The organism is Helicobacter sp. (assembly GCF_017502485.1).
Taxonomy (GTDB): domain Bacteria; phylum Campylobacterota; class Campylobacteria; order Campylobacterales; family Helicobacteraceae; genus Helicobacter_B.
The window spans coordinates 1-24,804 of record NZ_JAFVUX010000022.1 but is presented as its reverse complement, the minus strand read 5'-3'; the positions used below and the strand labels follow the sequence as shown (position 1 = coordinate 24,804).

Genomic DNA, 24,804 nt, shown 5'->3' with positions numbered 1-24,804 from the left:
AGGCTATACCATAGAATCTAGCTGGGCTTTTCTGCCTAGCGTGCTAGGTTTTACGCTTAGCTGCCAGCTCTTTAATCGCGTATTTTTGCTATGGGGTAGTTCTTTTGCCTTTGTAGCTCTTGTCTCTGCGACTCTTGCTTTAGATTCCTTGCCTATAAAGTGCATTTTTTGACCACCTTGGTGCCTGCTGGCTTTAGTGGGCTTATTGCCTAAATGCTGCAAGATAAAGGCAAGTGTTTTATGGAAAGATTCTTGCAACTCTACAAAGCCCATATTTGCCACTCCAACCTTAGCTACGAAGACTAAGTCAAAGCCATAAGCAATCCCTCTGTGCTCTCTGCATAGCATTCTCACACGGCGTTTTAGGAGATTGCGCGCTACGGCATTACCGACTTTACGCGAGACACTAAGCCCAAGCCTAGAAAGGTTAGTAGAGAGCCTGGGGAGCTGGGTAGGATTCTGGTAGGTCTGGCTTAGGCGCACTCGTGGATGGGTTGCTAGCTGCCCAAAATCGCTAGGCATTTTGCACACATAAAGAGTGAAGCCCTTGCCATAGCGCGAGAATCCGTGCTTGTAGACAAAGTCAAATTCCTTTTTGGTTTTAAGTGAATCCATAATACCTACTAGCGTTAGATTGCGAGTCGTTTGCGTCCTTTGGCGCGCCTTGCGTTGATAACTCTACGACCATTTTTTGTTTTCATTCTTTCGCGGAATCCGTGTGTTCTCTTTCGTGGTGTGTTATGTGGCTGGTAAGTTATTTTCATAATGTGACCTTTTCAATCCTTATTATTGTAGTGTAAAAGTCTAAATTCTAGCATAGCTTGGCTTAGGTATAGCTTGAAATGGTATTTACCTTTTAGTCATAGTGTGAGTGTATTGTACTTTGGAAAGAGGCTTGTTGTATGATGAGATTTGTAATGTACTACTTTATTTGATGGAGATGTTTGAGTGAGTAGGATTGTTTGGATGGTTTTGCTATTGTGTGTGGTTTGGCTAGGTGGGTGCGCACGCTTTGGGATTACAGCGCAAACGAAGTTAGAATCTAGCACGGATATAAAGGGCTTGACACAAGGGGATATTTCCTACCAAAAAGGCGTACAGATTCTGCGCTCTAGGCTCTCTCACTCTAGTTTGCAAGTCGAGCTAGCGCAAAAGGAGATTGCGCATAATGTGATTGTGCTTTATATAAGTGCGCAGCTTGCTAGAGAGTCTGCAAGCCCTAGTGCGCGAGTTTTTAGCCCAGCGAATATTAGTGCGTTTGTTGATGATATGGCTTTGGAGATTTTAGACTATGAGCGATTGCGCAGAAGTGATTATGACTTCATTGACATTTTGCAAGACTTTAATATCCCCACACCCACGCCTAGTGTAAATACCCAAATGGTGCATTACAATATTTCGCCGTTTTACTATGTGGCAAGTCCGGGGTTTTTGTATTTCCCGCTTATGGTAAGCCCATTTATGATAGAGAGTCCAAGCTCGATCGCCTATGCTCAAGAGAAGCGCGGTGCGCTTAAGGTATTGCTTATGAATACTTTGAGAGAATCCACACTCTCAAGTACCAAGGCGCAGGGTGGTTTTGTTGTTATCAGGGCTAAGGGGATTAAGGATAGTAGCACAATGATAGTAGAAGCGCGCATAGCAAATGAAGTGCATAAATTTGCCTTTAGGCTAGAGAAATTGAGGTAGCAATATGAATCACACACCATTTGATACCATCATCACGCCAAGACATAATTACATAAAAAGTGTGCGCAAAGCCAAGTTGTCTAGCGCGTCTGAGACTAGCGATTGGGAGTCTATAGATTCTGCTAAGAGTGTCGCCCCGCGTGTAAGCAATGCTAAAGAGCAGTTTGTTTTAAAAGTATCAATGTTTAGCGCGCTTATTTTGGCGGTATTTGGTGTGGGCTTTGGCGTGTGGATACAGAGTAAGGCAGTGATTTTTGATGGCTTTGTCGCACTTATTAGCGTGGGTCTTGGCGCGCTTAGCGTGATTACTTCGCGCTATATCTATAGGGAAGATGATGATGTGTTTCAATATGGTTATGTGCGCTTTGAGCCTATGGTGAATTTTTTTAAATCATTGATTTTGGTGCTTGTGTGCATATATGCCTTTCTCAATGCACTAGAGAGTATATTTTCTGGTGGGTATGAAGTATTGCTTGATGGGGCAGTGCTTTATACGCTTTGTGCATTTGGTTTTAGCGCGTTGCTTTTTGCCTATACGAGTGTGTATGCTAAAAGGCTAGATTCTGATCTGATCGGCGTGGATAATGCGGAGTGGAAGATTGATTGCATCTTATATCTTGGCACGCTTAGTGCGTTTGTTTTACTTTATGTGTTGCTAGCCCCAGTGCAATCCCAAAGCCTAGAATCCTTGCGCAATCTTATCCCCCTAGATTCTAGTCAAATTCTCACGCTCTCGCGCTATATCGATCCGAGCTTGCTTGCGATTTTGTCGCTACTTTTGTGCGTGAGTCCTGTGAGAATTTGTATCGCAAATTTTAAAGATCTTATTATGGTCGCACCAAAGGATCTTGATGAGAAGATCACGCAGATTATGGAGGAACTTAGTCAAAGGTTTGATTTTGGCGATTATGACACACACACGGCAAAATCTGGGCGGTTTTATATGATAGAGATCAATATCCTAGTAGATTCTACCAAGGAGTGCGCGATCACTTCCATTAAGGACTTTGATCAGATCCGTGACTATATAGAGAGAGCTTTGGAGATCCCAAGCTATAAGATTTGGCTTTCAGTGAGCTTCACTGCTAATCCCAAATGGCTTTAAATATGGTTTTGAGTAAAGATGCCACGAGTGTCTAGCTTGACAAATTTCGCGCGCTTTTTGCTACAATACAACACTACACAAGCCAAAATACAGCCAAAGAGTCAAATATGAAAGATCTTATTATTGTAGAGTCTCCGGCTAAAGCCAAAACGATCAAGACATTTTTAGGCGATGGGTATGAGGTCATCGCTTCTAAGGGACATATCCGTGATTTGCCTAAATTTTCCTTTGGAATTAAGGTAGAAGATGGGTGCTTTACCCCGGAGTATCAAATCGATAGCGATCACAAAGAGCTTGTCGCGCAAATCCAAAAGCTCTCCAAAAAGGCGAAAACTACTTACATAGCTACTGATGAGGATAGAGAGGGAGAAGCCATAGGCTACCATATCACCCAAGCAATTGATAGCACAAAGTCGCTAGAATCTTTTCCACGTATAGTCTTCCACGAAATCACCAAGGGTGCGATTATGCAGGCATTAGCACAGCCTAGGGTCATTGATATGGATAAGGTTAATGCCCAGCAAGCAAGGCGACTGCTTGATAGAATTGTGGGTTTTAAGCTTAGCGGGCTTATTGCTAGCAAAGTATCTAAAGGGCTTTCTGCTGGGAGGGTGCAGAGTGCTGCGCTAAAGATTGTTGTTGATAGGGAGCGCGAGATACAGGTATTTAAACCACAAGACTATTACACCATTAGCGCGGTGTTTAATGGTGCGCAAAGCGAGCTTACGCACTTTGATGGAGAGAAGCTTAAAAAGCTAGACATAAGCACGCAGGCAATGGCGGATTCTATGCTACAAACCCTGCTAAAATCCACTTTCACCATTAGTAATATTAGTAAAAAGGACAAAAAGTCCCAAACGCCCCCGCCCTTTATGACTTCTACTTTGCAGCAAAGTGCTTCTTCTATGCTTGGCTACTCGCCTACTCGTACGATGAGCATCGCTCAGCGTCTCTATGAGGGCGTGGCGACTAATAGTGGGGTTATGGGTGTTATCACTTATATGCGCACTGATAGTTTAAACATCGCTACAATTGCCCAAGAAGCTGCGCGCAAGTATATCGGAGCAAAATATGGGGCAAGTTATGTCCCAGCCAAGCCTAAAATCTATGTAAGAAACTCCAAAAGTGCGCAGGAAGCTCACGAGGCAATCCGCCCTACAAATATTGATTTTACCCCAGAAATTGCTAAATCTTACCTAAAGCCAGATGAGCTAAAGCTCTATACGCTTATTTATTATAGATTTTTGGCTTCACAAAGCACTGATGCAATCTATGAAGTGCAAGATGTGTTTTTCACAAGTGAGAAAGGGGAGTTTAAAGCACACGGCAGGAAGCTTAAATTTGATGGGTTTTTAAAGATTCTAGGTAGTGACGATAAGGACTCTTTGCTCCCTGATTTTACGCCAAATGCTCCTATTACCCCAGAGTCTATATCTGCACAAAAGCATACCACAGAGCCACCTGCGCGCTACTCTGAGGCAAGCCTAATTAAAACACTAGAATCTCTTGGTATAGGGCGTCCTAGCACTTATGCACCCACGATTTCATTGCTTGCTTCTAGAGAGTATATTGCTATCCAAAATCGCCAGCTTATCCCACAGGAATCAGCCTTTCAAGTTATAGGACTTTTGGAAGAATATTTTTGCGAAATAGTGGATTCTGCCTTTAGCGCAGATATGGAAGGGAAGCTTGATGAAATCGCGCTTGCTAAGCACTCTTGGCAGGAAGTGCTATGGGAGTTTTATGAGCCATTTATGGAGAAAATCACACGAGGGAAGACGAGCATTGCTAGCCAGAAGCTTGCTACGCCTACCGGGGAGTTTTGCCCAGAGTGTGGGAGAGAGCTCTTAAGGCGCAAAAGTCGCTATGGTGAGTTTGTGGGCTGCAGTGGCTACCCAAAATGCAAATACATCAAAAAAGAAGAGCAAGCACTAGAATCTAGCGGGCAAGTGTGCGAGAAGTGCGGTAGGGAAATGGTGAAAAAGTTTAGCAAAAGGGGGGAGTTTTTAGCGTGTAGTGGTTACCCAGAGTGTAAGAATGCCAAGCCACTAAATGGCGAGAAATTCTCTAGCAAGAGCCTTGAAGTGCCTTGCCCGGAGTGCAAGGGTGAGTTGGTGCGAAGGCAAAGCCACAGGGGAAGTTTCTTTGGCTGTAAAAACTACCCTAAATGCACCTTTATTACAGCACTGCAGCCTACAAATCTCGCGTGTAAAGAGTGTGGCTATATGCTTGGGCAAAAGCAGCTTAAAAGTGGCGAAGTGCTTGAGTGCTTACGCTGCAAGACACGCTATGATGGGCAGACGCAAGAGCCTTTGGGCAAAGCCCCCACTAAAGCCTCTTCTAAATCCCCGATCAAAGCTTTAGCAACTTCTGGCCACGCTCGCATAAGTACTAAGTCTAAAAAGGCATAGCTATGGATCAGCCCACTCTAGATTCTAGAGTAGAGACTTGTCAAGTAGATTCTGGGGTAGAATCTAAAGGCTCCATAAAATCCGTAGAGTCTAGGCTAGATTCTAGTGAAGCCTTAGAATCCATCATCTTTGGTCCAGTACTTTCGCGTCGCTTTGGCTTATCGCTTGGTGTAGATCTCTCGCCACATCGCAAGCAGTGCAACTTTGATTGCGTGTATTGCGAGCTACATAAGGCTAAGCCTATGGACTCTATGGAGCTTGTGCTACCCGCAAAAACTGTGATACAAGCCATTACACAAGCATTGCAGACACATAGCAATGTCGATGTGTTAAGTTTTACTGCCACAGGTGAGCCCACACTCTATCCGCATTTGTATGAGGTAATTACTGCCATTGCCCCACTTTTGCCACAAGGCACAAAATCGCTAATTTTAAGCAATGGCTCTAGATTCTTGGCACAAAGCCGAGCATTGCATGCCTTTGATATGGTGAAGTTTTCTTTAGACGCGGCTTTACCTAGTGCGTTTAAGAGGGTGGATCGCCCAAGCAAAAGTCTTGATCTAGCGCAGATTTTGCAGGGGATTAAGGAGTTTGCTGCTAGTTATAGGGGCGAACTCATCGCAGAAGTGCTACTTGTGCAAGGGCATAATGATATGCAAAAAAATCTCTATGCCATAGCAGAGTTTTTACGCCAAATCCCTATATCGCGCGTGGATTTAGGGAGTATTGATCGCCCTAGTGCATATCCTGTGCGCGCCCTAAGTCAAGAGAGATTACAAGAGCTAAGTAGGATTTTTGCTGGGCTACCATTATCTATGCCCCAAAGGAGTGTGCCTAAGCAATCGACCTTTGCAAACACGCCACAATATCCAAATGGTGACAATTTAAGCCCTAGGAGTCCTAATGAGATACACAAGCTCATTGCTACGCGCCCAATTGCTTGTGATGAGGCGAGCAGACTCTTTAGTCAGCAAGAGTTAGCATATTTGCAGGAGCTAGTTAGTCAAGGGCTTATTACTATCAAGCAACAAGGGGGGAGTGGATTCTATGTGGCACACAAGGGTTAAGTGGATTTAGATTCTAGGGGATTATGTGTAAAAGCGGATTCTAGTACCCCTTCCCAGATCCCTACGGCACAAGCTAAATCTAAGTGCTCTGCTGTGTTCCCACCCTGAAGCGTTGCCTAGAGATGTCCTTGCATAGGTCTAAGAAGGAGCGCGCAGATTATAACGCCTTTGCACTTAAACACTGCTAAATGTGCTTAATCAATCTTTTACCCAAAGTTTTCTATAATCGGCAAAAGCAAGTTTAGGAGTGTGTGTGAAAATCGCTGTGGTATGTACATCAGAATTGCTACAAAAAAGCCTTGAAATCTATCTTAAAGATTATCTTGCTCCCATTGAAGTGTGTGATTTTGTTATCTCAGATTATCAAAGCTGTGATATGAAGCCTGTGTGTTTGGTCGGCACGGGAAATACACATATCAAAACTCCTTTTACGCAAGAGAGCTTGCTAGCAAACTGCAAGGTGTTTTACGCGACTTATTGCGCAGAAGCTTTGCCTATTTTGCCCCCTAAAGATTCTCGTGTATTTATGCAAATTGATCGGCTCTTCACGCAAACTTTAGAAGATTTCCGTCAAAAGCTCTATGTCATCTTGCGGGATGGCGGCTACAATGCGCGCTAGAAAGCAAGCCAAGCAGGTAAGCGTGCGATCTTGCCCACACACTAAATCACTAAAACTTCTGCGTGTGTGTGGGGGAAAGTGGCGTGGGCTTAAGCTTTTTGTCCCAGAATCTAGACTAGATTCTAGCTCTTTTACCCGCCCGACAAAATCTATCGTTAAAGAATCGTGCTTCAATAGCCTTGCAGGAGAAATTTATGGGGCTTGCTTTATTGAAGCTTTTGCTGGAAGTGGTAGTATGGGGATAGAGGCGCTTAGTAGGGGGGCTAGTGTGGCGATTTTTTGTGAGTGCGAGACAAAGGCACTTGAAACCTTGCAGAAGAATCTTAGCCTTTTACCAATTGTAGTCTTAGAATCTATGGCAATCTCCTGTAGAGAAAATCCTTGTGCGTATATTGCGCGTGGTGATAGCTTTGTTATCTTGGGGGAGATTTTGCGCAGTTGCGAGCTACCTAGTATTTTGTACCTTGATCCACCCTTTTGTATCCGCCAAAATTATGCTGATATTTATGAAAAATGTGCTAGTCTTATCGGTTCTATCGCTAGCCCAAATCTCAAGCATATCATTATTGAGCATAGTAGTGAGTATAAATTTGCCGATGTAATTGGCGATTTTAGCAAGAGCAAGAGCAAGCGATTTGGTAAAAGTACGCTAACTTATTTCACACAAGGAGCATAGATGGCAGAAGAGCAAGAAGCACAGGAGCAGGAAAAGGGCGGTAGCAAAACAATGCTATTTGTGATAATTGGGGCAGTGTTTGTTTTAATTATCGTAGGTGTTGTGATGATTATGTTAATGAGCGGTGGTGGCGAAGAAGAGGAAGAAGCGCAAGCTCCTGCGAAGCAAGAGCAAAAGCAAGGCGCGAAGAAGCCAGCCAGATCGGTGGGCACGGATGTGGCATTGATGAATGTGGGACCAATTTTGCCTATTACTGCTAAGGGTGATCCGCTTATTATCAATCTCTCCACACAAGGGCGCGATGCATATTTGTCTATCCAGCTCTCCGTTGGACTTAGTAGCGATAAATTGCAAGTAGAAGCAGAGCGCAAGCTAGATATCATTAAGGATACATTTATTGATGTGTTTTCTACCAAGACACCAGAAGAGTTAAAGACTTCTAAAGGAATGAATCGTGCCCTTGAAGAGGCGAGAAATAGGATTAATGAATTTTTAGTCGATGGGGAAGTAACACATGTATTCCGCACTAATGCCTTTATCCAGCAGGGCTAGTTGGATCTATGATAGGGGTTGATTTTGTCGTCATATCCCGAGTTAAGCGGGTATTTGATCGCTATGGTGAGCGGTTTTTAGCGCGTTTTTTGTGCCAAAGCGAGCGGGAACTTTTAGCGCGCAAGGCGTATGCGCCTAGGAGTGTCGCAGGATTCTGGGCGGCTAAGGAGGCGTGCGCTAAGGCTCTTGGCGTGGGGATTGGCGATAAGCTGAAGTTTTTAGATATGCGTATTTCTTACACACAGGCAAACGCCCCACTTATCGCACTAGATTCTAGGAGATGTGCGGAGCTTGGGGTAGAATCTTTGGCATTAAGTATTAGTCACGATGGTGGGTTTGCCATCGCTGTGGTGGCGGTGCAGTATAGTGGTAGTATGAAGAAAGGGGAGCTATGATACAAGAGAGATTTATAGGTAAGGTTTGGAGATTTGGAGAAAATATCGATACAGATGTGATTATCGCTGCGCGCTATCTCAACACTAGTGATGAGAGTATTCTCGCGCGCCATATTATGGAAGATGCGCGCGCAGGATTTGCTGATATTGTGGCAAATGGGGATATTATCGTAGCAGATGAGAATTTTGGCTGTGGGAGCAGTAGGGAGCACGCACCACTTGCGTTGAAAGCAGCTGGGATCGCCTGTGTGATTGCCCCGAGCTTTGCTAGGATTTTTTATCGAAATGCTTTTAATATGGGACTACTTATTTTGGAGTGTGATGAAGTGGGTGGCATTAGCGAGGGCGATAAGCTAGCAGTAGATGTAACCAAAGGAGAAATTATCAATCAAACAACTAGCCACATTTATCACTTTAAACCTATCCCAGAGTTTATGCTAGAGCTGCTAAAAAGCGGTGGGCTTATTGAATATGCTAAAAAGCAACTATAAGTCTTTAACTAAGTGAGAGCAAGGAGCGAAAATGGCAGAATCTATAGCGGTTATTAAAGGCGATGGAATAGGTATAGAAGTCGTAAATGAAGCATTAAAAGTCTTGCGCGTAGTGTGTGAGAAGTTTGGGATTTCTTGTGAATTTAGCGAATATATGATGGGCGGATGTGCGTATGATAATTATGGCGATCCTTTGCCCAAAGAGAGCTTGCAGGGTATATTGAGCGCAAAGGCGGTGCTATTTGGTGCTATTGGTGGGCAGAAGTGGGATAATCTCCCCAAAGATAAACGCCCAGAATCTGGGCTTTTGCGCTTGCGTAAGGAGCTTGGAGTCTTTGCCAACTTACGCCCCGCGATTGTGTTTGATGAGCTACTTGATGCTAGCACACTGAAGCCAGAGATTATTAAAGGTGTGGATATTTTGATCGTTCGAGAGCTTATATCTGGGATTTACTTTGGCACTCCAAGAGCGAAGGAAAAGGAGCGTGCTTACAATACGATGATATATAGTGTGCAAGAAATTGAGCAAATTGCCCACAAGGCGTTTGCCCTAGCATTATCGCGATCTAAAAGGCTCTGCTCTGTAGATAAGGCTAATGTGCTTGAAGTAAGCGAGCTATGGCGCGAGGTGGTAGAGAGAGTGGCAAAAGAGTATCCGCAGGTTGTTTTAAGTCATCAGTATGTCGATAATGCAAGTATGCAGCTCATCCGCGATCCTAGGCAGTTTGATGTGATACTTACTAGTAATCTCTTTGGCGATATTTTGAGCGATGAAGCAAGCCAAATCACAGGCTCTATTGGCTTACTCCCAAGTGCCAGCATAGGTGCGCGATATGCACTTTATGAGCCTATACACGGCTCTGCGCCTGATATAGCAGGGCAGGGTATTGCTAATCCAATCGCTGCCATCCTTAGTGCGGCAATGTTACTTGAGATGTCTTTGGGGCAGATGGAAGCAGCTAGGGCGGTGCGCAGTGCCGTGAGTGCAGTGCTACGCAGTGGTGCGCGTACGAAGGATATTGCACAATTTGGATGTAAGAAGCTTTGTGGCACACAGGAAATGGGCGATCTCATCGCCCAAGCTGTTGTAGGAGAAGAATGATGGCAATTAGCACCAGCACGCTTGCTAGTATTTATGAAATGCAAGGGCATACCGAAGAAGCAATAGTGATTTATGAAGAGATGATAAAAAGAGATCCAAATAATACAGAGGCTAAAAGCGCGCTTATACGCTTAAAAACTAAGAAGCATAAGTTTAGCGGTGTGAATGAAGATAAGCTCGCGTTATTTGTCAATGCGACAACACAGAGTGATTATCAAAAACTTGAGCGGTGGCTTTTAGGCTAGGAGTAAGGGGCAAGTATGGGGGAAAATATGGAGCTAAAGGACTTGATTTTACAAACCCTTGATGAGGTGGCACAAGATCCAGATAAAGTAGATAAAAACATAGAATCTAGCTTGCTAGATTCTAGTTTGCAGCAGGTGAGATCTTCTGTGGATTCTAGTGAGCCAAGCAAATCTAAGCCTACTTTACCAAAGACAAGCATAGAATCTAGCCCTGTTAAAAATGGCAAGATTATCCCCCCTAATGCACAGGAGTTTGGGCTAGGGCAAGATGGCGCTGCCTATTTAGAAAATCTCAGGGAAAAACTTCTTGTGCTATTTGAAGGACTCAAAATGCCTGAACTGCAAGATACGCAAAACAAGCTTGAATTAGTGGTGCGGTTTTTGCAATATCAGCTTTGTGTAATCGATGAGATTTTACAGAAAAGCGAGTGATTAGGCGATATTTACAATTAGTGAGATTTGCTACAATAAATCATTTTACCCAAGGAGTGTTTATGGTGAAATTGTTGTTTGGTGTGAGCGATACAGAAGAGTGTCGTGCGGCAATAAAGACAATTATTAGGCTATTTGGACAACGCCAAGAAGTAGAGCTAACACTCTTGCATGTAACTCCAGAGGTACTTATGTATGCGGAGAGTGGGATTGTGGATTATGGGATGATTGAAAGCATTGAAAATGAAAAGAGCAATGAAATTTTAGATGAGTTTGAGCAGACATTTAAGACAGAAGGGATAGCGTGTAAGAAGATTTTGCGCACGGGGAATCCAATTGATGTGGTGCTAGAGATCGCTGATGGCTATGACTTACTTGTGATTGGGGCTAGTGAATCTTCTATGCTACATAGGATCTTTAGCTCACATCAAAATAGCTTTGTAAGCTCATCTCCTATTCCGGTGCTTGTAGCGAAGTAGGTATTATGCGCATTTATCCGCATAGGCTAGTGCTCTGGGCATTTGCTGCTTCCAGTAGCTTTGGGCTAGAGTTTGGCGTGATGGGTAATGTCTCTGCTGGTATGGGTGGGGCAGGGGTCGCACTTAAAAATTCTCCTTTTGCGCTGTATTATAATCCAGCACTTTTGAGCGCGGAAAATAGCGTGCGTTTTGGCTATTCTCTCGGGTTTGGTGTGAGAGAGAAGAATCTTGATAAAATCGCTAATATCAACCTTGAGAATTTCGCTACTAGTGCGCAAAATTTTGCTTCTCTTATGAGTGCAACAAGTGGAAGCGGCACACAAGCAGAATTTCAAAAAGCGCTAGGCAACGCACTTGATAAAACATTAGCCTCTGGGGGGGGTGGAGGAGGCGGTAGTGGTGGTGGGCAGAGCTTAGAGCAAAAGCTTCAAACTTTCCAGCAGCAAAATCCAGACCCAAGCAAATGGGGGACTCTTATCAGTAATATCAAAAGTGAAGTAGGAACATCGAATCTTTTAAGTTCTATTGCTGGAAATGTGGATTTTGGGAGTCTAAAAATAGATAGTAATGGTGATATCCAAAATATTGACATCGGCTTTGGTGGGGATCTAGGGCTTGATCAAGCGATCAAAGATTTTGCCAATCTTAAAAGCGCGCTAGAGGAAAATGCTCTAAATTTCACTAGTCAAAATGGTGTGGCACTGCAGTTTGCTCCCGCATTTTTGCGTGGGACTTTGGGGACATTTGGTGTGGGACTTTTCTCATCATTTTATGGCGCGACTTCGGCGAAAATCGATCCTAATCGTATGGCTCTTATCATTAACTCTAGCAGTAAATACTACAAAATCAGCACAGAAGATGGGAGATTCTCCTACAAAAACACAGATGAGAATGACTATAAACAGCATTCACTTGAGTATGCCTTAAAGCAGGGTGATGCGCACTCTGTTGTTACGCGTGGATTTTGGATCACGGAGATACCCATAGGCTATGCACACACTCTTTACTTTAGTAATATGAATTGGAATCTAGGGATTTCTGCGCGCTTAATGAGCGCTAGCAATATTCTTAGCAATATCGCACTCTCAACCAAAACAGATTTTGCCACAGAGGGTAGGAACTTTCTATCGGGGAAGAATTTTGAGACCAAAGCCGCCGTAGCAGTAGATGTGGGAACTATGCTAGAGATAGATTTGCCTAATTTCCGCTACCTTACCTTTGGTGTCGTGGCAAAAAATATCAACACTCCTACTTTCCAATACAGCACTGGTGAGATTGCTATAAAGCCTCAATACCGCGCTGGGATAGCATATAATCAAAACAAATTTGTCTTTGCTTTTGATGTGGATTTGTGGAAAAATGAAATGTTAAGCGATAGCTTCAATCGCCCATTTAGCCAGATGATAGGCGGTGGTGTGAAGTTTGACATTAAGGCATTTGACTTGCGCGCTGGACTTATGAAAGATCTACGCCAAGATGATGGGCTCATTATCACAGGGGGGGTAAATATTTTAGGGCTTTTAGATGTAGCAGTGCAGGCTGGCACAGAGCTAGGAGAGGCGCAGGGCTACCGCTTCCCACGCTATCTTAATGTGCGTGTGGGTGGAAATATCTCATTTTAGATTCGAACGCTAGAGTTTATCGCGTGGCTTGTCTAGTGCGGTTAGATTCTATGTGGTAGGTAGCTAGAATCTAGTAGATCCTAGGTGATTTTGTAGTGGCTTTTTACACATAGTCTTTGCGCTAATCACTCTTGCGCGCTTAGGGCAAGAGACTGGGCGTGGGCTATTAGCGGGTCAATGATAGCATCTAGATTGCCTGAGAGCATTATTTCTTCTAGGCTGTAAAGTGTGGTGTTAATACGATGATCTGTTAAGCGGTTTTGTGGGTAGTTGTAAGTGCGTATGCGCTCACTTCTATCCCCGCTCCCCACTTGATCTTTGCGGGCTTGGGAGTTTTGCTCCATTTGCTCGGCAAGCTGGGCTTCATAGATTCTAGCTTTTAGAATCTTCATCGCTTTATCCTTGTTTTTGTGCTGGGATTTTTCATCCTGCATAGAAACGCTAATGCCCGTGGGGATATGCGTGATACGCACCGCAGAATCCGTAGTATTGACACATTGTCCGCCATGCCCGCCTGCACGGAAGACCTCTATGCGCAAATCATTTGGGCTGATAGTGATCTCCACATCATCGACTTCTGGCATAATCGCCACGGTGATAGCAGAAGTGTGGATTCTACCTTGGGATTCAGTTTGAGGGACACGTTGGACACGATGTGTGCCTCCCTCAAACTTAAGCTTAGAGAAAACTCCAGAGCCTTTGATAAGTGCGATAATTTCCTTATACCCGCCTACATCATTTTCACTTGAGCTTATAATCTCAACTTTCCAGTCTTTCATATCTGCATAGCGACAATATGCGCGGAACAAGTCTCCTACAAAAATCCCCGCTTCATCCCCGCCTGTGCCTGCGCGCAATTCTAGGTAGATATTTTTATCGTCATTTGGGTCTTTTGGGATCAGTAGCACACGCAAGCTTTCTTCTAGCTCTGTTTTCACAGATTCTAGGGCTTTTAGCTCTTCTTTAGCAAGCTCGCTTAGCTCTTTGTCTTCTAAAAGTAGCTTGTTTTCTTGTATGGATTCTAGGGTGGTAAGATAGATTCTAGCTTGCTCGGTGATTTCTTGGATTTGGCTTTGCTCTTTGCTAAGGGCGGTTAGCTGCTTGACATCTGCTACTATTTCTGGGCGGGAGAGAAGATCGCTTATCTCATCATAGCGCGCGATAATAGGAAGTAGCGTAGTGCTAAGCATAGGAGTCCTTAATTGGTCGATGATGCCCTAGGCATCTTTCAAAAGAAGTTAGGCAGATTGGGCAAGCTTTTTTACAGCGGCATTAAGGCGACTAACTTTACGCGCGGCGGTGTTTTTCTTCATAATGCCTTTGCTGACAAATTTATGGAGTTCTTTGTTAGCGATTTTGAAAGCTTCTTGCGCTTTTGCTAGGTCGCTACTTGCTACACTTTCGCGTACTGCTTTAATAATGTTTTTGATTCTTGTGCGATAGTAGCGGTTGCGTTCGGTACGCTTTATGGTTTGGCGGATTCTCTTCTCTGCAGACTTGTGGTTTGCCATTGGCTTAATCCTTTTGTAAAAAATTTTAGGGCATTATTGTGCCTAGTCTTTATTTAAAAGCAGTTTAATTCCCGAAGGTAAGAGAAGTAGGAGCAGTTTCAATGAGTAAAAAAACTTTATCGACAAAATCCCAGAATCCAGCTAAAATCTTTGGCACTGATGGTGTGCGAGGTAGGGCTGGATCACTTATCACGCCGGCATTTTGCATTGAGCTTGGGATCGCTGCTGGGTTGTATTTCCATGAGCTTGCTAAACAGAAAAGCATCCGCTCTAGTAACAAAATTCTGCTTGGCAAAGACACGCGCCGGAGTGGTTATATGATAGAAAATGCTCTAGTAAGTGCGCTAACTTCAGTGGGCTATGATGTGATCCAAGTAGGTCCTATGCCTACTCCTGCGATAGCCTTTCTTACCGCAGATATGCGCTGTGATGCTGGGATTATGATAAGTGCGAGCCATAATCCATTTGATGATAATGGGATAAAGTTTTTCGATCGTTTTGGCAACAAGCTTGATGAGAGTGCTGAAGCGCAAATAGAAAAAATTTACCACAACAAGCAGCTACTAGCTCAAAGCCACAAAGTAGGGCAGGAGATTGGTAGCTCAAAGCGCATTGATGATGTGGTGGGACGCTATATCGTGCATATTAAAAACTCTTTCCCCAAAGAGCTGAGCTTACAGGGCTTGCGTATTGTGCTTGACTGCGCCAATGGAGCAGCCTACAAAGTCGCGCCTACAATTTTTAGCGAGCTAGGGGCTGATGTGGTTGTTATCAACAATATGCCAAATGGCTTTAATATCAACGAACAGTGTGGGGCTATGCACCCACAAGATTTAGCAAATGAAGTGCTTAAATACCGCGCGGATATTGGGTTTGCGTTTGATGGTGATGCGGATAGGCTGGTGGTGGTCGATAATATGGGTAAGATTATTCACGGCGATGTTTTGTTAGGTGCGCTTGGGGAGTATATGCGCTCTATAGGTGAGCTCGAATCTAACACGATTGTCGCTACGCAGATGAGCAATCTCGCGTTAGAAGAGTTTTTGGCTGAGTGTCATATAAGCTTGCAGCGGTGTGATGTGGGGGATAAATATGTCTTTGATGCGATGAAAAAGTGTGGTAGCAACTTTGGCGGTGAGCAAAGTGGGCATATCATATTTAGCGATTACTCCACCACTGGTGATGGGCTGATGAGCGCGATTGTTGTGATGGCATTAGTCTTACGCAAGAAAACTTCAAGCCACGAGGCTCTAAACCCTTTCTCACTCTACCCACAAAAGCTTATCAATCTAAAAGTGTTTGAAAAAACTCCACTAGAATCTATCAATGGCTTTAGTGAGCTGTGTAAGCAGATAGAAAAGGCAGGTATGCGCACGCTTATCCGCTACTCCGGCACGGAGCATATTTTGCGTATTTTAGTGGAGGGCAAGGAGAGTGAAGAGATAGAAACTGCGGCAAAAGAGTTGGAAAGCTTTTTACGCGCGAAGCTTGTGTAGGTGTGTGTATGAGACTTCGTGCGGGACTGTTTTTTGCCATTATTGTTGGTGTGGTGCTACTAGATCAGTGGCTAAAACTACAAGTGCTAGAAGGGTTTCGCTGGGAGAGTAGGGCGATTTCTATTGTGCTAGTCTATAATGATGGCGCGGCATTTTCGATGTTTGCATTTTTGCAAGGGTGGCTTAAGTGGGTGCAAATCGCACTGCTAGCGGGACTAGCTTTGTACTTGGTATTTGCAAAAGGAGTGTTTAGGCAGTGTTGGCTAGGCTTTGGCTTTATCCTAGGGGGTGGGGTCGCAAATGTCATTGATCGCTTTGTGTATGGCAAGGTTGTGGATTATGTGTATTGGCATTATTGGTTTGAGTTTGCGATATTTAACTTTGCAGATGTTTGCATTGATATTGGCGTGGGGGCTTTGCTTGTGCAGTGGTTTGTGTATGAGCGTAAGAGTCGCAAGGAAGCTGCTCGTAAGGCTTGAGTGTAAAAGGGGTGTTTATATGCGTTTTTGGTGATTTTACTCTCATAAACTAAATCTTTGTAATCCCCTATAAGTCGCACTAAAAACTTTTTAGAGATAGTTGTATAGCTTTTAAATACAACAAATGAAACTTGTCTTATATATTCATAAAATAAAAACTTATTGCATTCCAAAATGTGCCTCTAACATACAATTTTCTAAACTTCTTTGTGAGACAAAGAAACCGCCCATCACACACAAATCCAAGCTCCTGCCAATCTGTATTATTTAGTTTATCGCATATTTCTTGTAGCATTGTAGAATCCACTTTAAACTTTGGAAAAATAGCTAAAGTTGAGCCATCATAAGCTTTGCAAGAGTGTAAGAAAAATGGCTTTTTATTGCGTGTTTGGTATTAACATAAATGCGGGGCATTTCGCTTTTATGATAATCTCTCCCTCATTCCCCCCTCATTTTGTAGATCATTTTATTTTATCGCTTTGGCAAATATTTTCTGCAGGTAAATATAATTTTATCTGCAGAAACGATAGGAAAATTGATTACCTATCCACATTCCAAATAATTTTTATAAGTTCATATAAAAGTCGCGATCGTTCATTGAGAGCAGTTTTATCGAATTTGTCATAAGGCTTGAAACTTACCCCTTTTTCATTTTTTAATCGACCGTTGAAAGCAAGAAAATATTGATTTGTTTTATGATAAAAACTTTCACAGAGAGTATGCCCCCACACAAGCGAATTACTATAGGTTTTAAGCTTGTCTTCATATTCTTCATTGCTCGATGAAATGTTTATTTTATCCTTAAGCAATAAAAGTCCACCTAGAATATTGCGTTGAGAGTCAAATTCTTCTTCATTGCTAAAAAATTTTATATTAGTTATATTGCGGGATAAAATGTGTTCAATATGATAGCCAGTTTTGTCTCCCGTTTTTGTTGTGATGTATTCAATGTTATTCTGAGGATTTATCTTGATTTGCTCACACATATATTTTTCTATTCTTGCAAATAGATAACGCAATAATCTTTTATTTGTATTTGCGTAATCTTTTGTTATAAATATTTCGTATTCAAGCAATGACTGTATCCTATCTGCTTGCCTTTTCTCTTTGAAAGTTTCTTGAAGTATGGAATCAAAAATACATTCATACCGATCAATTTCAATACCCTTTAACCTCTTGTTTAATTCATAAGAAATCTCTTGAAGCTCGTTGCTATCATAAATACCATTAAGATGTAAAAGCAACCATAATCTTTCATACTCCCTAGCTATAATTTCGATCTTACAATCTTCATTCGCATCTTCCATATTACACGCAGCAAGAATGATTTGATATTGTCCAGTAAGCTCATTTATATTTAAATACTTTAAAAATTCATTGTTGCTATTGCAAATTTTATAATATAACTTTGCGTAATATTTAATCTCTTTTTCAATGAAGTTTTTAATATTTAAAATGTGGCAATCATTACCACTGATTTTAAAGCCCAAACCTTGCGATATGGAATTATCTTCAAATATGTATCTATGATAAGATTGATTAATATTTTTCTCAATATCTGAATTCCTTTTAAAAACAAACTTTGATTTAATTAAATCAATAAAAAATTCATCTTCTTTCTTGGGCAAATTTTTAAGAGAATCCTCCCAAATTTTACAAAAATATTCGGTATCATCTTTATTTAGTGTGCCAATCAATTTTCCTTTAAGTATCTCAAAAGGCTTAAGTGATTCCCCTCTATCATTTATGACTTCAAAAATCATTGGCGTATCATTTTGATTAATTGCCAATTCCACCAAAACCAAACGTTTGAGGAAATATAAGATAAAAAAATTTAACTTTTTGTCATCAGAATTTTTAAATTTGTTGTTAAGATAATCCGATATATCTTTATATCGCTCATTAAGTGTTTTTTCTGTGATATTTTCATACTTGGATTCAAAGCTTTCCTCACGAAAAATTGCTTCCATTATTCTATGTCGTTTTTTATTGTCTAAATTATAGCTAGTCCCAAAACCATTATTGCTATAAATGCACTCAGCCAGCAATTTAGACAAATGCTCAAGCTTTTCGTATTGCTTAGAGAGATGATAGAGTTTTGTAGCAATTAATGTGAGCGTCGATAGTCTTTGTTGTCCATCTACAATATAAGTTTTGCTTTGTATTTTATTTGTAATATAAACATTTAGATAATACCAATTATATTTTCCCATAATTTCTTCACTAATTTCACTGTTTTTATGCTCATTGTAACCAAGTTCGAACATATAGAATATATCATTAAGTAGAGTTTCTGCGGTGTATTTTGACCAAACATATTCTCTTTGGTAAAAATCTATATAGTAGCTTTTTCCTTTGAGACAATTTTCGACACTTTGTTTATCTGGTGTAATTGTATGTTCCATTGTAATATCCTTAGAGTTTTTTTGATGAGTTGTTATTACAACTCCGTCTTAAGAGTCGCGCCATTTGCAGCGTTGCTTACAAGCAGTGAGTAGCGTTTAAGCCACTTGCTTGTTATCTCTTTTTGTATTGGCTTCCATTTTGTCCTTCTAGATTCTAGAATCTTAGAATCTACTTTTAGCTCCAAGCTCCCACGCGAGACAGAAATCTCTATTACATCGCCATCTTCAATGAGTGCGATAAGCCCCCCTTCAGCAGCTTCTGGGCTTATATGCCCGATACAAGCCCCCCTTGTCGCCCCGCTAAATCGCCCATCAGTAATGAGTGCCACGCTTTCTCCCAAGCCCATTCCCATAATAAGACTTGTGGGGCTTAGCATTTCTTGCATTCCCGGTCCCCCCTTTGGTCCTTCATAGCGGATAACTACAACATTTCCTGCTTTCACCTTGCCTCCAGCGATGCCCTTAATTGCTTCATCTTGAGAGTTAAAGCAAATCGCCTTGCCACTAAATTCTTTCATAGATTCTGCTACGGCAGCGACTTTTAGCACCGCACCTTGTTCGCAGAGATTGCCAAAAAGGATTTTTAGTCCGCCCACTTGTGAGTAAGCGTTGTCATTTGTGCGGATTACATCAAAATCTTTAATCTCCACTCCATCTATGCGCTCTCCTAAAGTTTCACCCGTAATTGTTAGTGCATCACATTGCAAAATCCCACCGCGCTTAGAAACTTCGTTCATTACCGCGCTAACACCACCAGCACGATTAATATCTTCCATATGGATTGTGCTTAAAGCCGGGGCGATTTTGGCAATATGTGCAACTTCTTTTGCAATTGCGTTAATGGATTCTAGTCCAAACTCACACTCCGCCTCCTTGGCAATGGCTAACATATGTAGCACCGTATTGGTGCTGCCCCCCATTGCCATATCCACGACAAAGGCGTTATGCACGGCTTTTGCATTCAAAATATTGCGGAATCTAAACTTTTCACTTAAGCTAGAATCAAGTGCTATCTCTACAATGCGTCTTGCCGCCTGCCGTAGCAATTCTTCTCTCTCAGGTGTTAAAGCTGGGATTGTTCCATTACCCGGCAGTGCCACGCCCATAGCTTCGCAAAGTGTATTCATAGAGTTTGCTGTAAACATACCGCTACAACTCCCCCCACCAGGACAGGCGTGGCACTCTATCTCGTGCAGTCTTTTTTCGCTAATCTTGCCGCTCTCATACGCCCCTACCGCTTCAAATGCGGAGTTTAAATCAAGTATTGTGCCATCTTGCAGTTGCCCTGCTTTCATAGGACCACCACTTACAAAGATTGTTGGCACATTTACACGCAGCGCGCCCATAAGCATACCAGGTACGATTTTATCGCAGTTTGGTATGCAAATCATCGCATCAAGCGCGTGGGCGTTCATCACAGATTCTATGCAGTCAGCGATGAGTTCTCGGCTAGGCAGAGAGTAGAGCATACCGCTATGCCCCATAGCAATTCCATCATCCACACCGATGGTATTAAACTCAAAAGGCACACCCCCTGCCTTGCGTATCTCATCCTTTACAATTTCAGCATAACGATTTAAGAAAAAATGTCCCGGAATAATGTCAATATAGCTATTTGCCACACCGATAAAGGGCTTGCTAAAATCCTCATCTTTTAGCCCAGTGGCTCTTAGTAAGCTTCTGTGTGGCGCGCGATTATGCCCCTTTTTTACAATATCACTTCGCATAGAGTCTCCTTAAAATAATTTTTCTTATTATACTTGAAGAACCTTAGAATCCAGTTTTTAGATTTTGCGTTGTTTGGTTTGTATTTGCGATATTTAGGGGCTTTGCGTGTGCTTATGTCAAAACTTTTATCAATAGCACCGTAAATTTTACAACCAATGATTGCAAACAAATCCCCATCATAATTCCTACAAGCACACAGCTCAAGGATTTTGAAGCCATTTTTGATAGGGCATATACTTTGCAAGTGGAGAAATTCCAGCACAATAAAAATAACGAAAAAGCCTTAGCACAGATTCAAACACAGCTAGATTCTATGGTGTATAAACTCTATGGATTAGAGTTTATAGAGTGAGAGACATAGAGAATCTAATCTAGCTTGTAGGGCTTCTAGGCTTTGATGTGTGCTTGTTTTATAATTTTATGTATAATTCCTATCATTTTATATAAAAGGGGTGGTAATGCTTAGCGTAGGCATTGGCGAGATTCAAAAAAACACGGCTATTTTTTCTAACCTAAAAGAATCTATACAGATTGTGGATAAAAGAAGGCATCAGGTGCTGGCGATTGTCTATCCAGCACATCAAGCAAGAAGCTCTATCTCTAAAAAGCTTGCAGGCAAATATAAAAATCAAGTAGTGCAAGGGAGAAAAAAAGACTTGCAAAGCACAAGCCTAGAAAATTTAAAAGATATAAAGCAAAAGGCTATGCTTGAAGCTTTGGGGGAGAAATATGGTCTATCTCATTGATACAAATATCATCATTCGCTTTTTGATTGGCGATAATGATGAACATTTGGCATTAAGCAGTGAGTATTTTAGGCAGATAGAAAATGGCGAGATTCAAGCTGAGATTCTAAGCGAAGTGCTAATGGAGGCGTATTTTGTCCTAACAAAGTTTTATAAGATTGATAAAGCTGAAGTCTTACAGGATTTAAAGGCTATCCTTTGCCTTGAAGGCGTGGTAAATAAAGATAAAGCCATACTTATTGAAACGCTCAATATCATAGAGCATAAGCATATAGATTTTGTTGATGCACTCATTTGCGCTAAATGCAGACTGCAAAATTATAAAAAGCTAAGTTTTGATAAAGATTTAGATAAATGCTAAGGGCTGTTGCCATAGCCCGTGGGGCTATCCTAGTGCATACAGGGCTAGAGTAGTGGCGTTTAGCTCATCTTGGAGTGATTCTAGCTTTGCGTGTCATTGCGAGACTTGCTTGGCAAGTCGTGGCAATCTAGTGCGGTTTTGTCATTAGCAACGCAGTGAAGCAATCCACTAGAATCCACTTCCCCAAATAATTAAAGCAACTTTAAGGCGTCGGTATCTATAATCACTCTCATACTTTCTAGAGATAGAAAGTATCGGCTTACTTGTATAAGGTAAGTTTCCCTGTCTTAGAGCAGGGGTTACTCGCTTCTTTTAGCGTTGCCCTTAGTCTTTTCCTATGATATTTTCCTTTACTTTATGCTTTATCAGTGCGAATTCTTTAGTATCCACATTTGCAAGTAGCCTTTCTACTCTTTTGCTATCAAACACCCTTATTTGCCCAAGTAGTGCGACTTGTAGCTTCCCCTTGCTATCGGTAAATTTATGGTAGAATTTGCCGCTTTTGCCTTTAGTTTTACTACTAAGGGGGACTCCCAAAAATAATTGATTATAAAAAACATTTAGCACAAGCACAGGGCGTGTGAAAGTGGAGTCCTTGCCATAGACTTCACTGCCTACATTCTGCCCTATGGATACCCAATAGATTCTGCGTGGTTGTATGTTTTTGGCGTGTGTTTTGCTGTGGATAGATTGCTTTGTAGTGTTCCATAGCTCAAATCTTGCATTATCATTCATTGCGTGTCTCCTGCACTGCTTTAAGGCGTGCTTCTAGCATTAGTTTTCTATGTTTTGGAATCTATGGTTGTGATTTCATCGTTTGTGAGATTGTAGAGTGTATAGACTAAAGAGTCGATTTTAGATTCTAGCTCTTTGGTGTCTGTGGTAGGGTCTTTGGCTTTGGAATCTAAAATTTGCTCTACTAGGCTTATTATCTCATCGCTTAAGGCTTTGTTTGTAGAATCTATCATATAGCTAATTCCTTGCATTTTTATATCCCTTTAGTTTGGCACTATGGAGTTTTTGCGTGCGGTTTGAATTTAGCATAACTATTTAAAAAATTTTTTCATTGTTTGAAACCATTCTTCAATCTCATCAAAACTTTGCATATTATCTTTGCTAATCTGATTCCATATTTCTTTATCGCCAAACATTGATTTAATATCTGCTTCTTTAAACTGCTTTTTTTCCTGATTGAGATTAGCGATATATTTAGCTACATCCCCATCATCCCAATTCTTTTTAAAATCATCAGAGAAAACAGAATCTATGTCCAACTTCTTTTTAAAATATATTTCAAGGACATCAACAGGATAATAATTTTCAATTTCTCGTTTTTTTGTTTTTATTAAGTTTTCTCTTTCAATATCTTTTATTCTATCATCTCTATCTAAAAAATAAAGACATTTGACATTACTTTGTTTTAAATAATCTTCGGTCATCCAATTTTTGACATTTCCTCCACCATACAATGGAATCAAAGTTATTGTTTTTAAGTCAAATATCTCCCTCAAGCATTCAAATTTATCGTTTAAATTATTTAAAAATTTAACATCAGTTTCGCCTTCTACAAATATAACTCTTTGATATAGTAGATATGGTAAAACACCTAGGGTATCAGCTAAAACTTCTGTATCAATTTTATCCCCATGATAAACTATTCGTTTGCTTTCATTCTCCCTTTGTATAAAAATAATATTTTCCTTATTAACCATTCTTACAATCTCAGGAGTATGTGTTGTAAGTAATATTTGACGCCCTTGGTTTTGTGCTAATTTTTGTAAAGATTCTATAATGATTCTTTGATAGTTTGGATGTTGTGATGTTTCCGGTTCTTCAATTGCATAAATCATATTAGATTGATGCTTTCTTTCGGCATCTTCCAAAAAGAAACTTAATAAAAACAATCTTTTAACTCCGCTACCTCTTTTATTAAATGATATTCCATTGTCGCTTTTAAACTCATAACTAAATAAAGAACTTAATTCTTTTGAAGTAATATCTGGGGTTAAGTCTTTTACAATATCTTTATCAAAGTTTTTTAATCGCTCAAGTGTTGCATTAGCAAAGCCCTTAATATCATTTAAAATATTTTCTTTCATATCATTAAATTTTTGTTCAATTTCAGAGATAGCATTTTGTGTGATAGCTTTTGTGATTTGAGTAATTTCGTTATCTTTATCTGTATTTGTTCTATCAGCTTTAAATAATAAATATTTAGGCATCTTGTCTTTTAATCTATTATATATACTAACAATATCAGTTTCTTTTGTGGATATATCTATTTCTTGTTCTTTAAAACTTAGGCTTTCTTGTGAAAATAAAAAGTTCCTTATTTCTTTTTTAATATTTTGATTAACTTCAGACTCTTTGGAGAGTAATTTTCTTAATTCTTGAATTTTTAATGTAATAAGCGGTTTTTCCCAATTAGTTGGGTAATTACAAACAATATAAGTTTTGCTTAGCTTTCCTTTTTCCCATATTTTTTTAATTTGCAATAATCCTTCTTGATTTAATAAATATTCACTCTCTAGTGTTGTTTGAGTTTGCTCACTATCGCTAGAATCAATATTAATTTGCATCTCTGATTCAATTTTAAAGAAACAAGTAATACTAAATTGATTCTCGCTTGAATTAATATTAACATCATCTTCTGATGCTTTATTATTTTCAAAAAATATATCTAGTGCATCAAATAATGTTGATTTTCCCACATCATTTTTTCCAATAATTACACTTAAATCTGAAAAATTAAATTCCGCATTTTCATAACTTCTAAAATTTTCAATTCTACATTTTACCAATTTCATTTTTACTCCTTGTTTTCTATGATTTTTATTTCATCATCGGTTAGATTATAGAGTTTATAGACTAAAGAGTCAAGTTTAGATTCTAGCTTGCTTGTATCAAGGGCGGAATCTGCTTTGTCATATTGAGCCGTAGGCGAAATATCTTTTTTAGATTCTGTGTTTTTAGATACTTCGGCTAACGCCTCAGTATGACAAGCTTTAATTTCTAGGATTTTATCTACACATTTTATTATCTCATCGCTTAGGGCTTTGTTTGTAGAATCTATTTTGGGAATAGGAAGTTTTTCTAAAAATTGTTTTTTATATCTAAAGCCACTTTCTCCAAGTCCTCCACCTGCATAGAAAGTCTTAAAAACAAAAGTTGCACATTTAGAGTTTAATATTGC

General features: G+C 40.8%; 27 protein-coding genes, 1 other RNA gene and 2 pseudogenes. 18 read left to right on the top strand and 12 right to left on the bottom strand.

All coding sequences use genetic code 11. The features are described from left to right. Window positions 1-3: 3 nt before the first annotated feature. Together rnpA and rpmH are read right to left on the bottom strand one after the other, a co-directional pair. Window positions 4-615, bottom strand: coding sequence for a ribonuclease P protein component (gene rnpA / locus IKB69_RS04745; protein ID WP_290946648.1), 612 nt, complete (start codon window positions 613-615; stop codon window positions 4-6). A 14-nt stretch (window positions 616-629) separates the two neighbouring features. Then, on the bottom strand, window positions 630-764 hold the full coding sequence (gene rpmH / locus IKB69_RS04740; RefSeq protein ID WP_290946646.1) for a 50S ribosomal protein L34: 135 nt from the start codon (window positions 762-764) through the stop codon (window positions 630-632). A gap of 202 nt (window positions 765-966) precedes the next feature. Between rpmH and IKB69_RS04735 the strand changes: the two genes are divergently transcribed. The 4 genes from IKB69_RS04735 (at window position 967) to IKB69_RS04720 (ending at window position 6,272) form a co-directional block, all read left to right on the top strand. After that, complete coding sequence (locus tag IKB69_RS04735) at window positions 967-1,689, top strand: hypothetical protein (RefSeq protein ID WP_290946644.1); 723 nt, start codon at window positions 967-969, stop codon at window positions 1,687-1,689. 4 nt (window positions 1,690-1,693) lie between these two features. Then, entirely contained in the window at window positions 1,694-2,794 is a 1,101-nt protein-coding gene (locus IKB69_RS04730) for a cation transporter (protein ID WP_290946641.1), read from the top strand. A 107-nt stretch (window positions 2,795-2,901) separates the two neighbouring features. After that, window positions 2,902-5,205 (top strand): type I DNA topoisomerase, encoded by a 2,304-nt coding sequence (topA, locus tag IKB69_RS04725; RefSeq protein ID WP_290946639.1) that lies wholly within the window; start codon window positions 2,902-2,904, stop codon window positions 5,203-5,205. A 2-nt stretch (window positions 5,206-5,207) separates the two neighbouring features. Continuing rightward, the gene (locus tag IKB69_RS04720; protein ID WP_290946637.1) at window positions 5,208-6,272 is read left to right on the top strand and encodes a radical SAM protein; all 1,065 of its coding nucleotides are present in this window, start codon (window positions 5,208-5,210) and stop codon (window positions 6,270-6,272) included. A 47-nt stretch (window positions 6,273-6,319) separates the two neighbouring features. Here the strand turns inward: IKB69_RS04720 and ffs are convergent. Further along, window positions 6,320-6,417, bottom strand: an RNA gene (gene ffs, locus IKB69_RS04715) — signal recognition particle sRNA small type. Between the two features lie 108 nt (window positions 6,418-6,525). Here ffs and IKB69_RS04710 point away from each other — a divergent pair. The 10 genes from IKB69_RS04710 to traF all read left to right on the top strand — a co-directional run bounded on the left by IKB69_RS04710 (window position 6,526) and on the right by traF (window position 12,885). Then, a complete protein-coding gene (locus tag IKB69_RS04710; protein ID WP_290946635.1) occupies window positions 6,526-6,891 on the top strand; it encodes a hypothetical protein in 366 nt (121 codons plus the stop codon). Beyond that, window positions 6,881-7,567: a 16S rRNA (guanine(966)-N(2))-methyltransferase RsmD gene (rsmD, locus tag IKB69_RS04705; protein WP_290946633.1), complete on the top strand. Its 687-nt coding sequence runs from the start codon at window positions 6,881-6,883 to the stop codon at window positions 7,565-7,567. The genes IKB69_RS04710 and rsmD overlap by 11 nt, the downstream gene beginning before the upstream one ends. Further along, window positions 7,568-8,119, top strand: a complete 552-nt coding sequence (locus IKB69_RS04700) for a flagellar basal body-associated FliL family protein (RefSeq protein WP_290946630.1) — start codon at window positions 7,568-7,570, stop codon at window positions 8,117-8,119. It abuts the gene before it with no gap. Window positions 8,120-8,127: 8 nt separating this feature from the next. Continuing rightward, window positions 8,128-8,514 carry a holo-ACP synthase gene (acpS, locus tag IKB69_RS04695; protein WP_290946627.1) on the top strand — a complete coding sequence of 129 codons (387 nt, stop codon included), beginning with the start codon at window positions 8,128-8,130 and terminating at the stop codon, window positions 8,512-8,514. Further along, complete coding sequence (locus IKB69_RS04690) at window positions 8,511-9,005, top strand: 3-isopropylmalate dehydratase small subunit (RefSeq protein WP_290946625.1); 495 nt, start codon at window positions 8,511-8,513, stop codon at window positions 9,003-9,005. The genes acpS and IKB69_RS04690 overlap by 4 nt, the downstream gene beginning before the upstream one ends. A gap of 31 nt (window positions 9,006-9,036) precedes the next feature. Then, on the top strand, window positions 9,037-10,107 hold the full coding sequence (leuB, locus tag IKB69_RS04685; RefSeq protein WP_290946623.1) for a 3-isopropylmalate dehydrogenase: 1,071 nt from the start codon (window positions 9,037-9,039) through the stop codon (window positions 10,105-10,107). After that, window positions 10,104-10,352, top strand: coding sequence for a tetratricopeptide repeat protein (locus IKB69_RS04680; protein WP_290946621.1), 249 nt, complete (start codon window positions 10,104-10,106; stop codon window positions 10,350-10,352). The genes leuB and IKB69_RS04680 overlap by 4 nt, the downstream gene beginning before the upstream one ends. Window positions 10,353-10,367: 15 nt before the next feature. Continuing rightward, window positions 10,368-10,784, top strand: coding sequence for a hypothetical protein (locus tag IKB69_RS04675; RefSeq protein WP_290946620.1), 417 nt, complete (start codon window positions 10,368-10,370; stop codon window positions 10,782-10,784). A 62-nt stretch (window positions 10,785-10,846) separates the two neighbouring features. Next, window positions 10,847-11,263 carry a universal stress protein gene (locus IKB69_RS04670; RefSeq protein ID WP_290946619.1) on the top strand — a complete coding sequence of 139 codons (417 nt, stop codon included), beginning with the start codon at window positions 10,847-10,849 and terminating at the stop codon, window positions 11,261-11,263. A 5-nt stretch (window positions 11,264-11,268) separates the two neighbouring features. Next, window positions 11,269-12,885 (top strand): conjugal transfer protein TraF, encoded by a 1,617-nt coding sequence (traF, locus tag IKB69_RS04665; protein ID WP_290946617.1) that lies wholly within the window; start codon window positions 11,269-11,271, stop codon window positions 12,883-12,885. 125 nt (window positions 12,886-13,010) lie between these two features. Here the strand turns inward: traF and prfA are convergent, their stop codons facing one another. Together prfA and rpsT are read right to left on the bottom strand one after the other, a co-directional pair. Further along, window positions 13,011-14,075 (bottom strand): peptide chain release factor 1, encoded by a 1,065-nt coding sequence (gene prfA / locus IKB69_RS04660; RefSeq protein ID WP_290946615.1) that lies wholly within the window; start codon window positions 14,073-14,075, stop codon window positions 13,011-13,013. Between the two features lie 48 nt (window positions 14,076-14,123). Further along, a complete protein-coding gene (gene rpsT / locus IKB69_RS04655; RefSeq protein ID WP_290946613.1) occupies window positions 14,124-14,396 on the bottom strand; it encodes a 30S ribosomal protein S20 in 273 nt (90 codons plus the stop codon). Window positions 14,397-14,497: 101 nt separating this feature from the next. On the opposite strand from rpsT, the gene glmM reads away from it, so the two are divergent. Together glmM and lspA are read left to right on the top strand one after the other, a co-directional pair. Further along, entirely contained in the window at window positions 14,498-15,892 is a 1,395-nt protein-coding gene (gene glmM / locus IKB69_RS04650; RefSeq protein WP_290946611.1) for a phosphoglucosamine mutase, read from the top strand. Between the two features lie 8 nt (window positions 15,893-15,900). Beyond that, window positions 15,901-16,371 (top strand): signal peptidase II, encoded by a 471-nt coding sequence (gene lspA / locus IKB69_RS04645; RefSeq protein ID WP_290946609.1) that lies wholly within the window; start codon window positions 15,901-15,903, stop codon window positions 16,369-16,371. A 159-nt stretch (window positions 16,372-16,530) separates the two neighbouring features. On the opposite strand, the pseudogene IKB69_RS04640 reads toward lspA, so the two are convergent. The 3 genes and pseudogenes from IKB69_RS04640 to ilvD form a co-directional block, all read right to left on the bottom strand. After that, a pseudogene (locus IKB69_RS04640) lies at window positions 16,531-16,815 on the bottom strand (class I SAM-dependent methyltransferase); the annotation flags it as partial. Between the two features lie 95 nt (window positions 16,816-16,910). After that, window positions 16,911-18,776 carry a DUF262 domain-containing protein gene (locus IKB69_RS04635; protein ID WP_290946606.1) on the bottom strand — a complete coding sequence of 622 codons (1,866 nt, stop codon included), beginning with the start codon at window positions 18,774-18,776 and terminating at the stop codon, window positions 16,911-16,913. Window positions 18,777-18,811: 35 nt separating this feature from the next. After that, the gene (gene ilvD / locus IKB69_RS04630; RefSeq protein ID WP_290946604.1) at window positions 18,812-20,503 is read right to left on the bottom strand and encodes a dihydroxy-acid dehydratase; all 1,692 of its coding nucleotides are present in this window, start codon (window positions 20,501-20,503) and stop codon (window positions 18,812-18,814) included. Window positions 20,504-20,962: 459 nt separating this feature from the next. On the opposite strand from ilvD, the gene IKB69_RS04625 reads away from it, so the two are divergent. Both IKB69_RS04625 and IKB69_RS04620 read left to right on the top strand, forming a co-directional pair. After that, window positions 20,963-21,250 carry a hypothetical protein gene (locus IKB69_RS04625; protein WP_290946601.1) on the top strand — a complete coding sequence of 96 codons (288 nt, stop codon included), beginning with the start codon at window positions 20,963-20,965 and terminating at the stop codon, window positions 21,248-21,250. Then, window positions 21,213-21,611: a PIN domain-containing protein gene (locus tag IKB69_RS04620; RefSeq protein ID WP_290946599.1), complete on the top strand. Its 399-nt coding sequence runs from the start codon at window positions 21,213-21,215 to the stop codon at window positions 21,609-21,611. Before IKB69_RS04625 ends, IKB69_RS04620 begins: the two co-directional genes overlap by 38 nt. A gap of 324 nt (window positions 21,612-21,935) precedes the next feature. On the opposite strand, the gene IKB69_RS04615 is transcribed toward IKB69_RS04620, so the two are convergent. The 4 genes and pseudogenes from IKB69_RS04615 to IKB69_RS04600 all read right to left on the bottom strand — a co-directional run. Continuing rightward, window positions 21,936-22,346, bottom strand: a complete 411-nt coding sequence (locus tag IKB69_RS04615; RefSeq protein WP_290946596.1) for a type II toxin-antitoxin system PemK/MazF family toxin — start codon at window positions 22,344-22,346, stop codon at window positions 21,936-21,938. Between the two features lie 47 nt (window positions 22,347-22,393). Next, on the bottom strand, window positions 22,394-22,597 hold the full coding sequence (locus IKB69_RS04610) for a hypothetical protein (RefSeq protein ID WP_290946594.1): 204 nt from the start codon (window positions 22,595-22,597) through the stop codon (window positions 22,394-22,396). A gap of 60 nt (window positions 22,598-22,657) precedes the next feature. Next, entirely contained in the window at window positions 22,658-24,418 is a 1,761-nt protein-coding gene (locus IKB69_RS04605; RefSeq protein WP_290946591.1) for an ATP-binding protein, read from the bottom strand. A 2-nt stretch (window positions 24,419-24,420) separates the two neighbouring features. After that, window positions 24,421-24,804 (bottom strand): annotated as a pseudogene (locus IKB69_RS04600) (hypothetical protein); the annotation flags it as partial.

Bases quoted from the DNA above. Each gene is read 5' to 3' on its own strand.
- IKB69_RS04690 (WP_290946625.1), top strand. From the start codon at position 8,511: ATGATACAAGAGAGATTTATAGGTAAGGTTTGGAGATTTGGAGAAAAT.
- IKB69_RS04730 (WP_290946641.1), top strand. From the start codon at position 1,694: ATGAATCACACACCATTTGATACCATCATCACGCCAAGACATAATTAC.
- prfA (WP_290946615.1), bottom strand. From the start codon at position 14,075: ATGCTTAGCACTACGCTACTTCCTATTATCGCGCGCTATGATGAGATA.
- IKB69_RS04610 (WP_290946594.1), bottom strand. From the start codon at position 22,597: ATGCAAGGAATTAGCTATATGATAGATTCTACAAACAAAGCCTTAAGC.
- IKB69_RS04675 (WP_290946620.1), top strand. From the start codon at position 10,368: ATGGGGGAAAATATGGAGCTAAAGGACTTGATTTTACAAACCCTTGAT.
- IKB69_RS04735 (WP_290946644.1), top strand. From the start codon at position 967: ATGGTTTTGCTATTGTGTGTGGTTTGGCTAGGTGGGTGCGCACGCTTT.
- IKB69_RS04615 (WP_290946596.1), bottom strand. From the start codon at position 22,346: ATGAATGATAATGCAAGATTTGAGCTATGGAACACTACAAAGCAATCT.
- glmM (WP_290946611.1), top strand. From the start codon at position 14,498: ATGAGTAAAAAAACTTTATCGACAAAATCCCAGAATCCAGCTAAAATC.
- IKB69_RS04625 (WP_290946601.1), top strand. From the start codon at position 20,963: ATGCTTAGCGTAGGCATTGGCGAGATTCAAAAAAACACGGCTATTTTT.
- IKB69_RS04700 (WP_290946630.1), top strand. From the start codon at position 7,568: ATGGCAGAAGAGCAAGAAGCACAGGAGCAGGAAAAGGGCGGTAGCAAA.
- IKB69_RS04635 (WP_290946606.1), bottom strand. From the start codon at position 18,776: ATGGAACATACAATTACACCAGATAAACAAAGTGTCGAAAATTGTCTC.
- lspA (WP_290946609.1), top strand. From the start codon at position 15,901: ATGAGACTTCGTGCGGGACTGTTTTTTGCCATTATTGTTGGTGTGGTG.
- rpmH (WP_290946646.1), bottom strand. From the start codon at position 764: ATGAAAATAACTTACCAGCCACATAACACACCACGAAAGAGAACACAC.
- IKB69_RS04605 (WP_290946591.1), bottom strand. From the start codon at position 24,418: ATGAAATTGGTAAAATGTAGAATTGAAAATTTTAGAAGTTATGAAAAT.
- rsmD (WP_290946633.1), top strand. From the start codon at position 6,881: ATGCGCGCTAGAAAGCAAGCCAAGCAGGTAAGCGTGCGATCTTGCCCA.
- acpS (WP_290946627.1), top strand. From the start codon at position 8,128: ATGATAGGGGTTGATTTTGTCGTCATATCCCGAGTTAAGCGGGTATTT.
- IKB69_RS04720 (WP_290946637.1), top strand. From the start codon at position 5,208: ATGGATCAGCCCACTCTAGATTCTAGAGTAGAGACTTGTCAAGTAGAT.
- rpsT (WP_290946613.1), bottom strand. From the start codon at position 14,396: ATGGCAAACCACAAGTCTGCAGAGAAGAGAATCCGCCAAACCATAAAG.
- leuB (WP_290946623.1), top strand. From the start codon at position 9,037: ATGGCAGAATCTATAGCGGTTATTAAAGGCGATGGAATAGGTATAGAA.
- IKB69_RS04680 (WP_290946621.1), top strand. From the start codon at position 10,104: ATGATGGCAATTAGCACCAGCACGCTTGCTAGTATTTATGAAATGCAA.
- ilvD (WP_290946604.1), bottom strand. From the start codon at position 20,503: ATGCGAAGTGATATTGTAAAAAAGGGGCATAATCGCGCGCCACACAGA.
- rnpA (WP_290946648.1), bottom strand. From the start codon at position 615: ATGGATTCACTTAAAACCAAAAAGGAATTTGACTTTGTCTACAAGCAC.
- traF (WP_290946617.1), top strand. From the start codon at position 11,269: ATGCGCATTTATCCGCATAGGCTAGTGCTCTGGGCATTTGCTGCTTCC.
- topA (WP_290946639.1), top strand. From the start codon at position 2,902: ATGAAAGATCTTATTATTGTAGAGTCTCCGGCTAAAGCCAAAACGATC.
- IKB69_RS04670 (WP_290946619.1), top strand. From the start codon at position 10,847: ATGGTGAAATTGTTGTTTGGTGTGAGCGATACAGAAGAGTGTCGTGCG.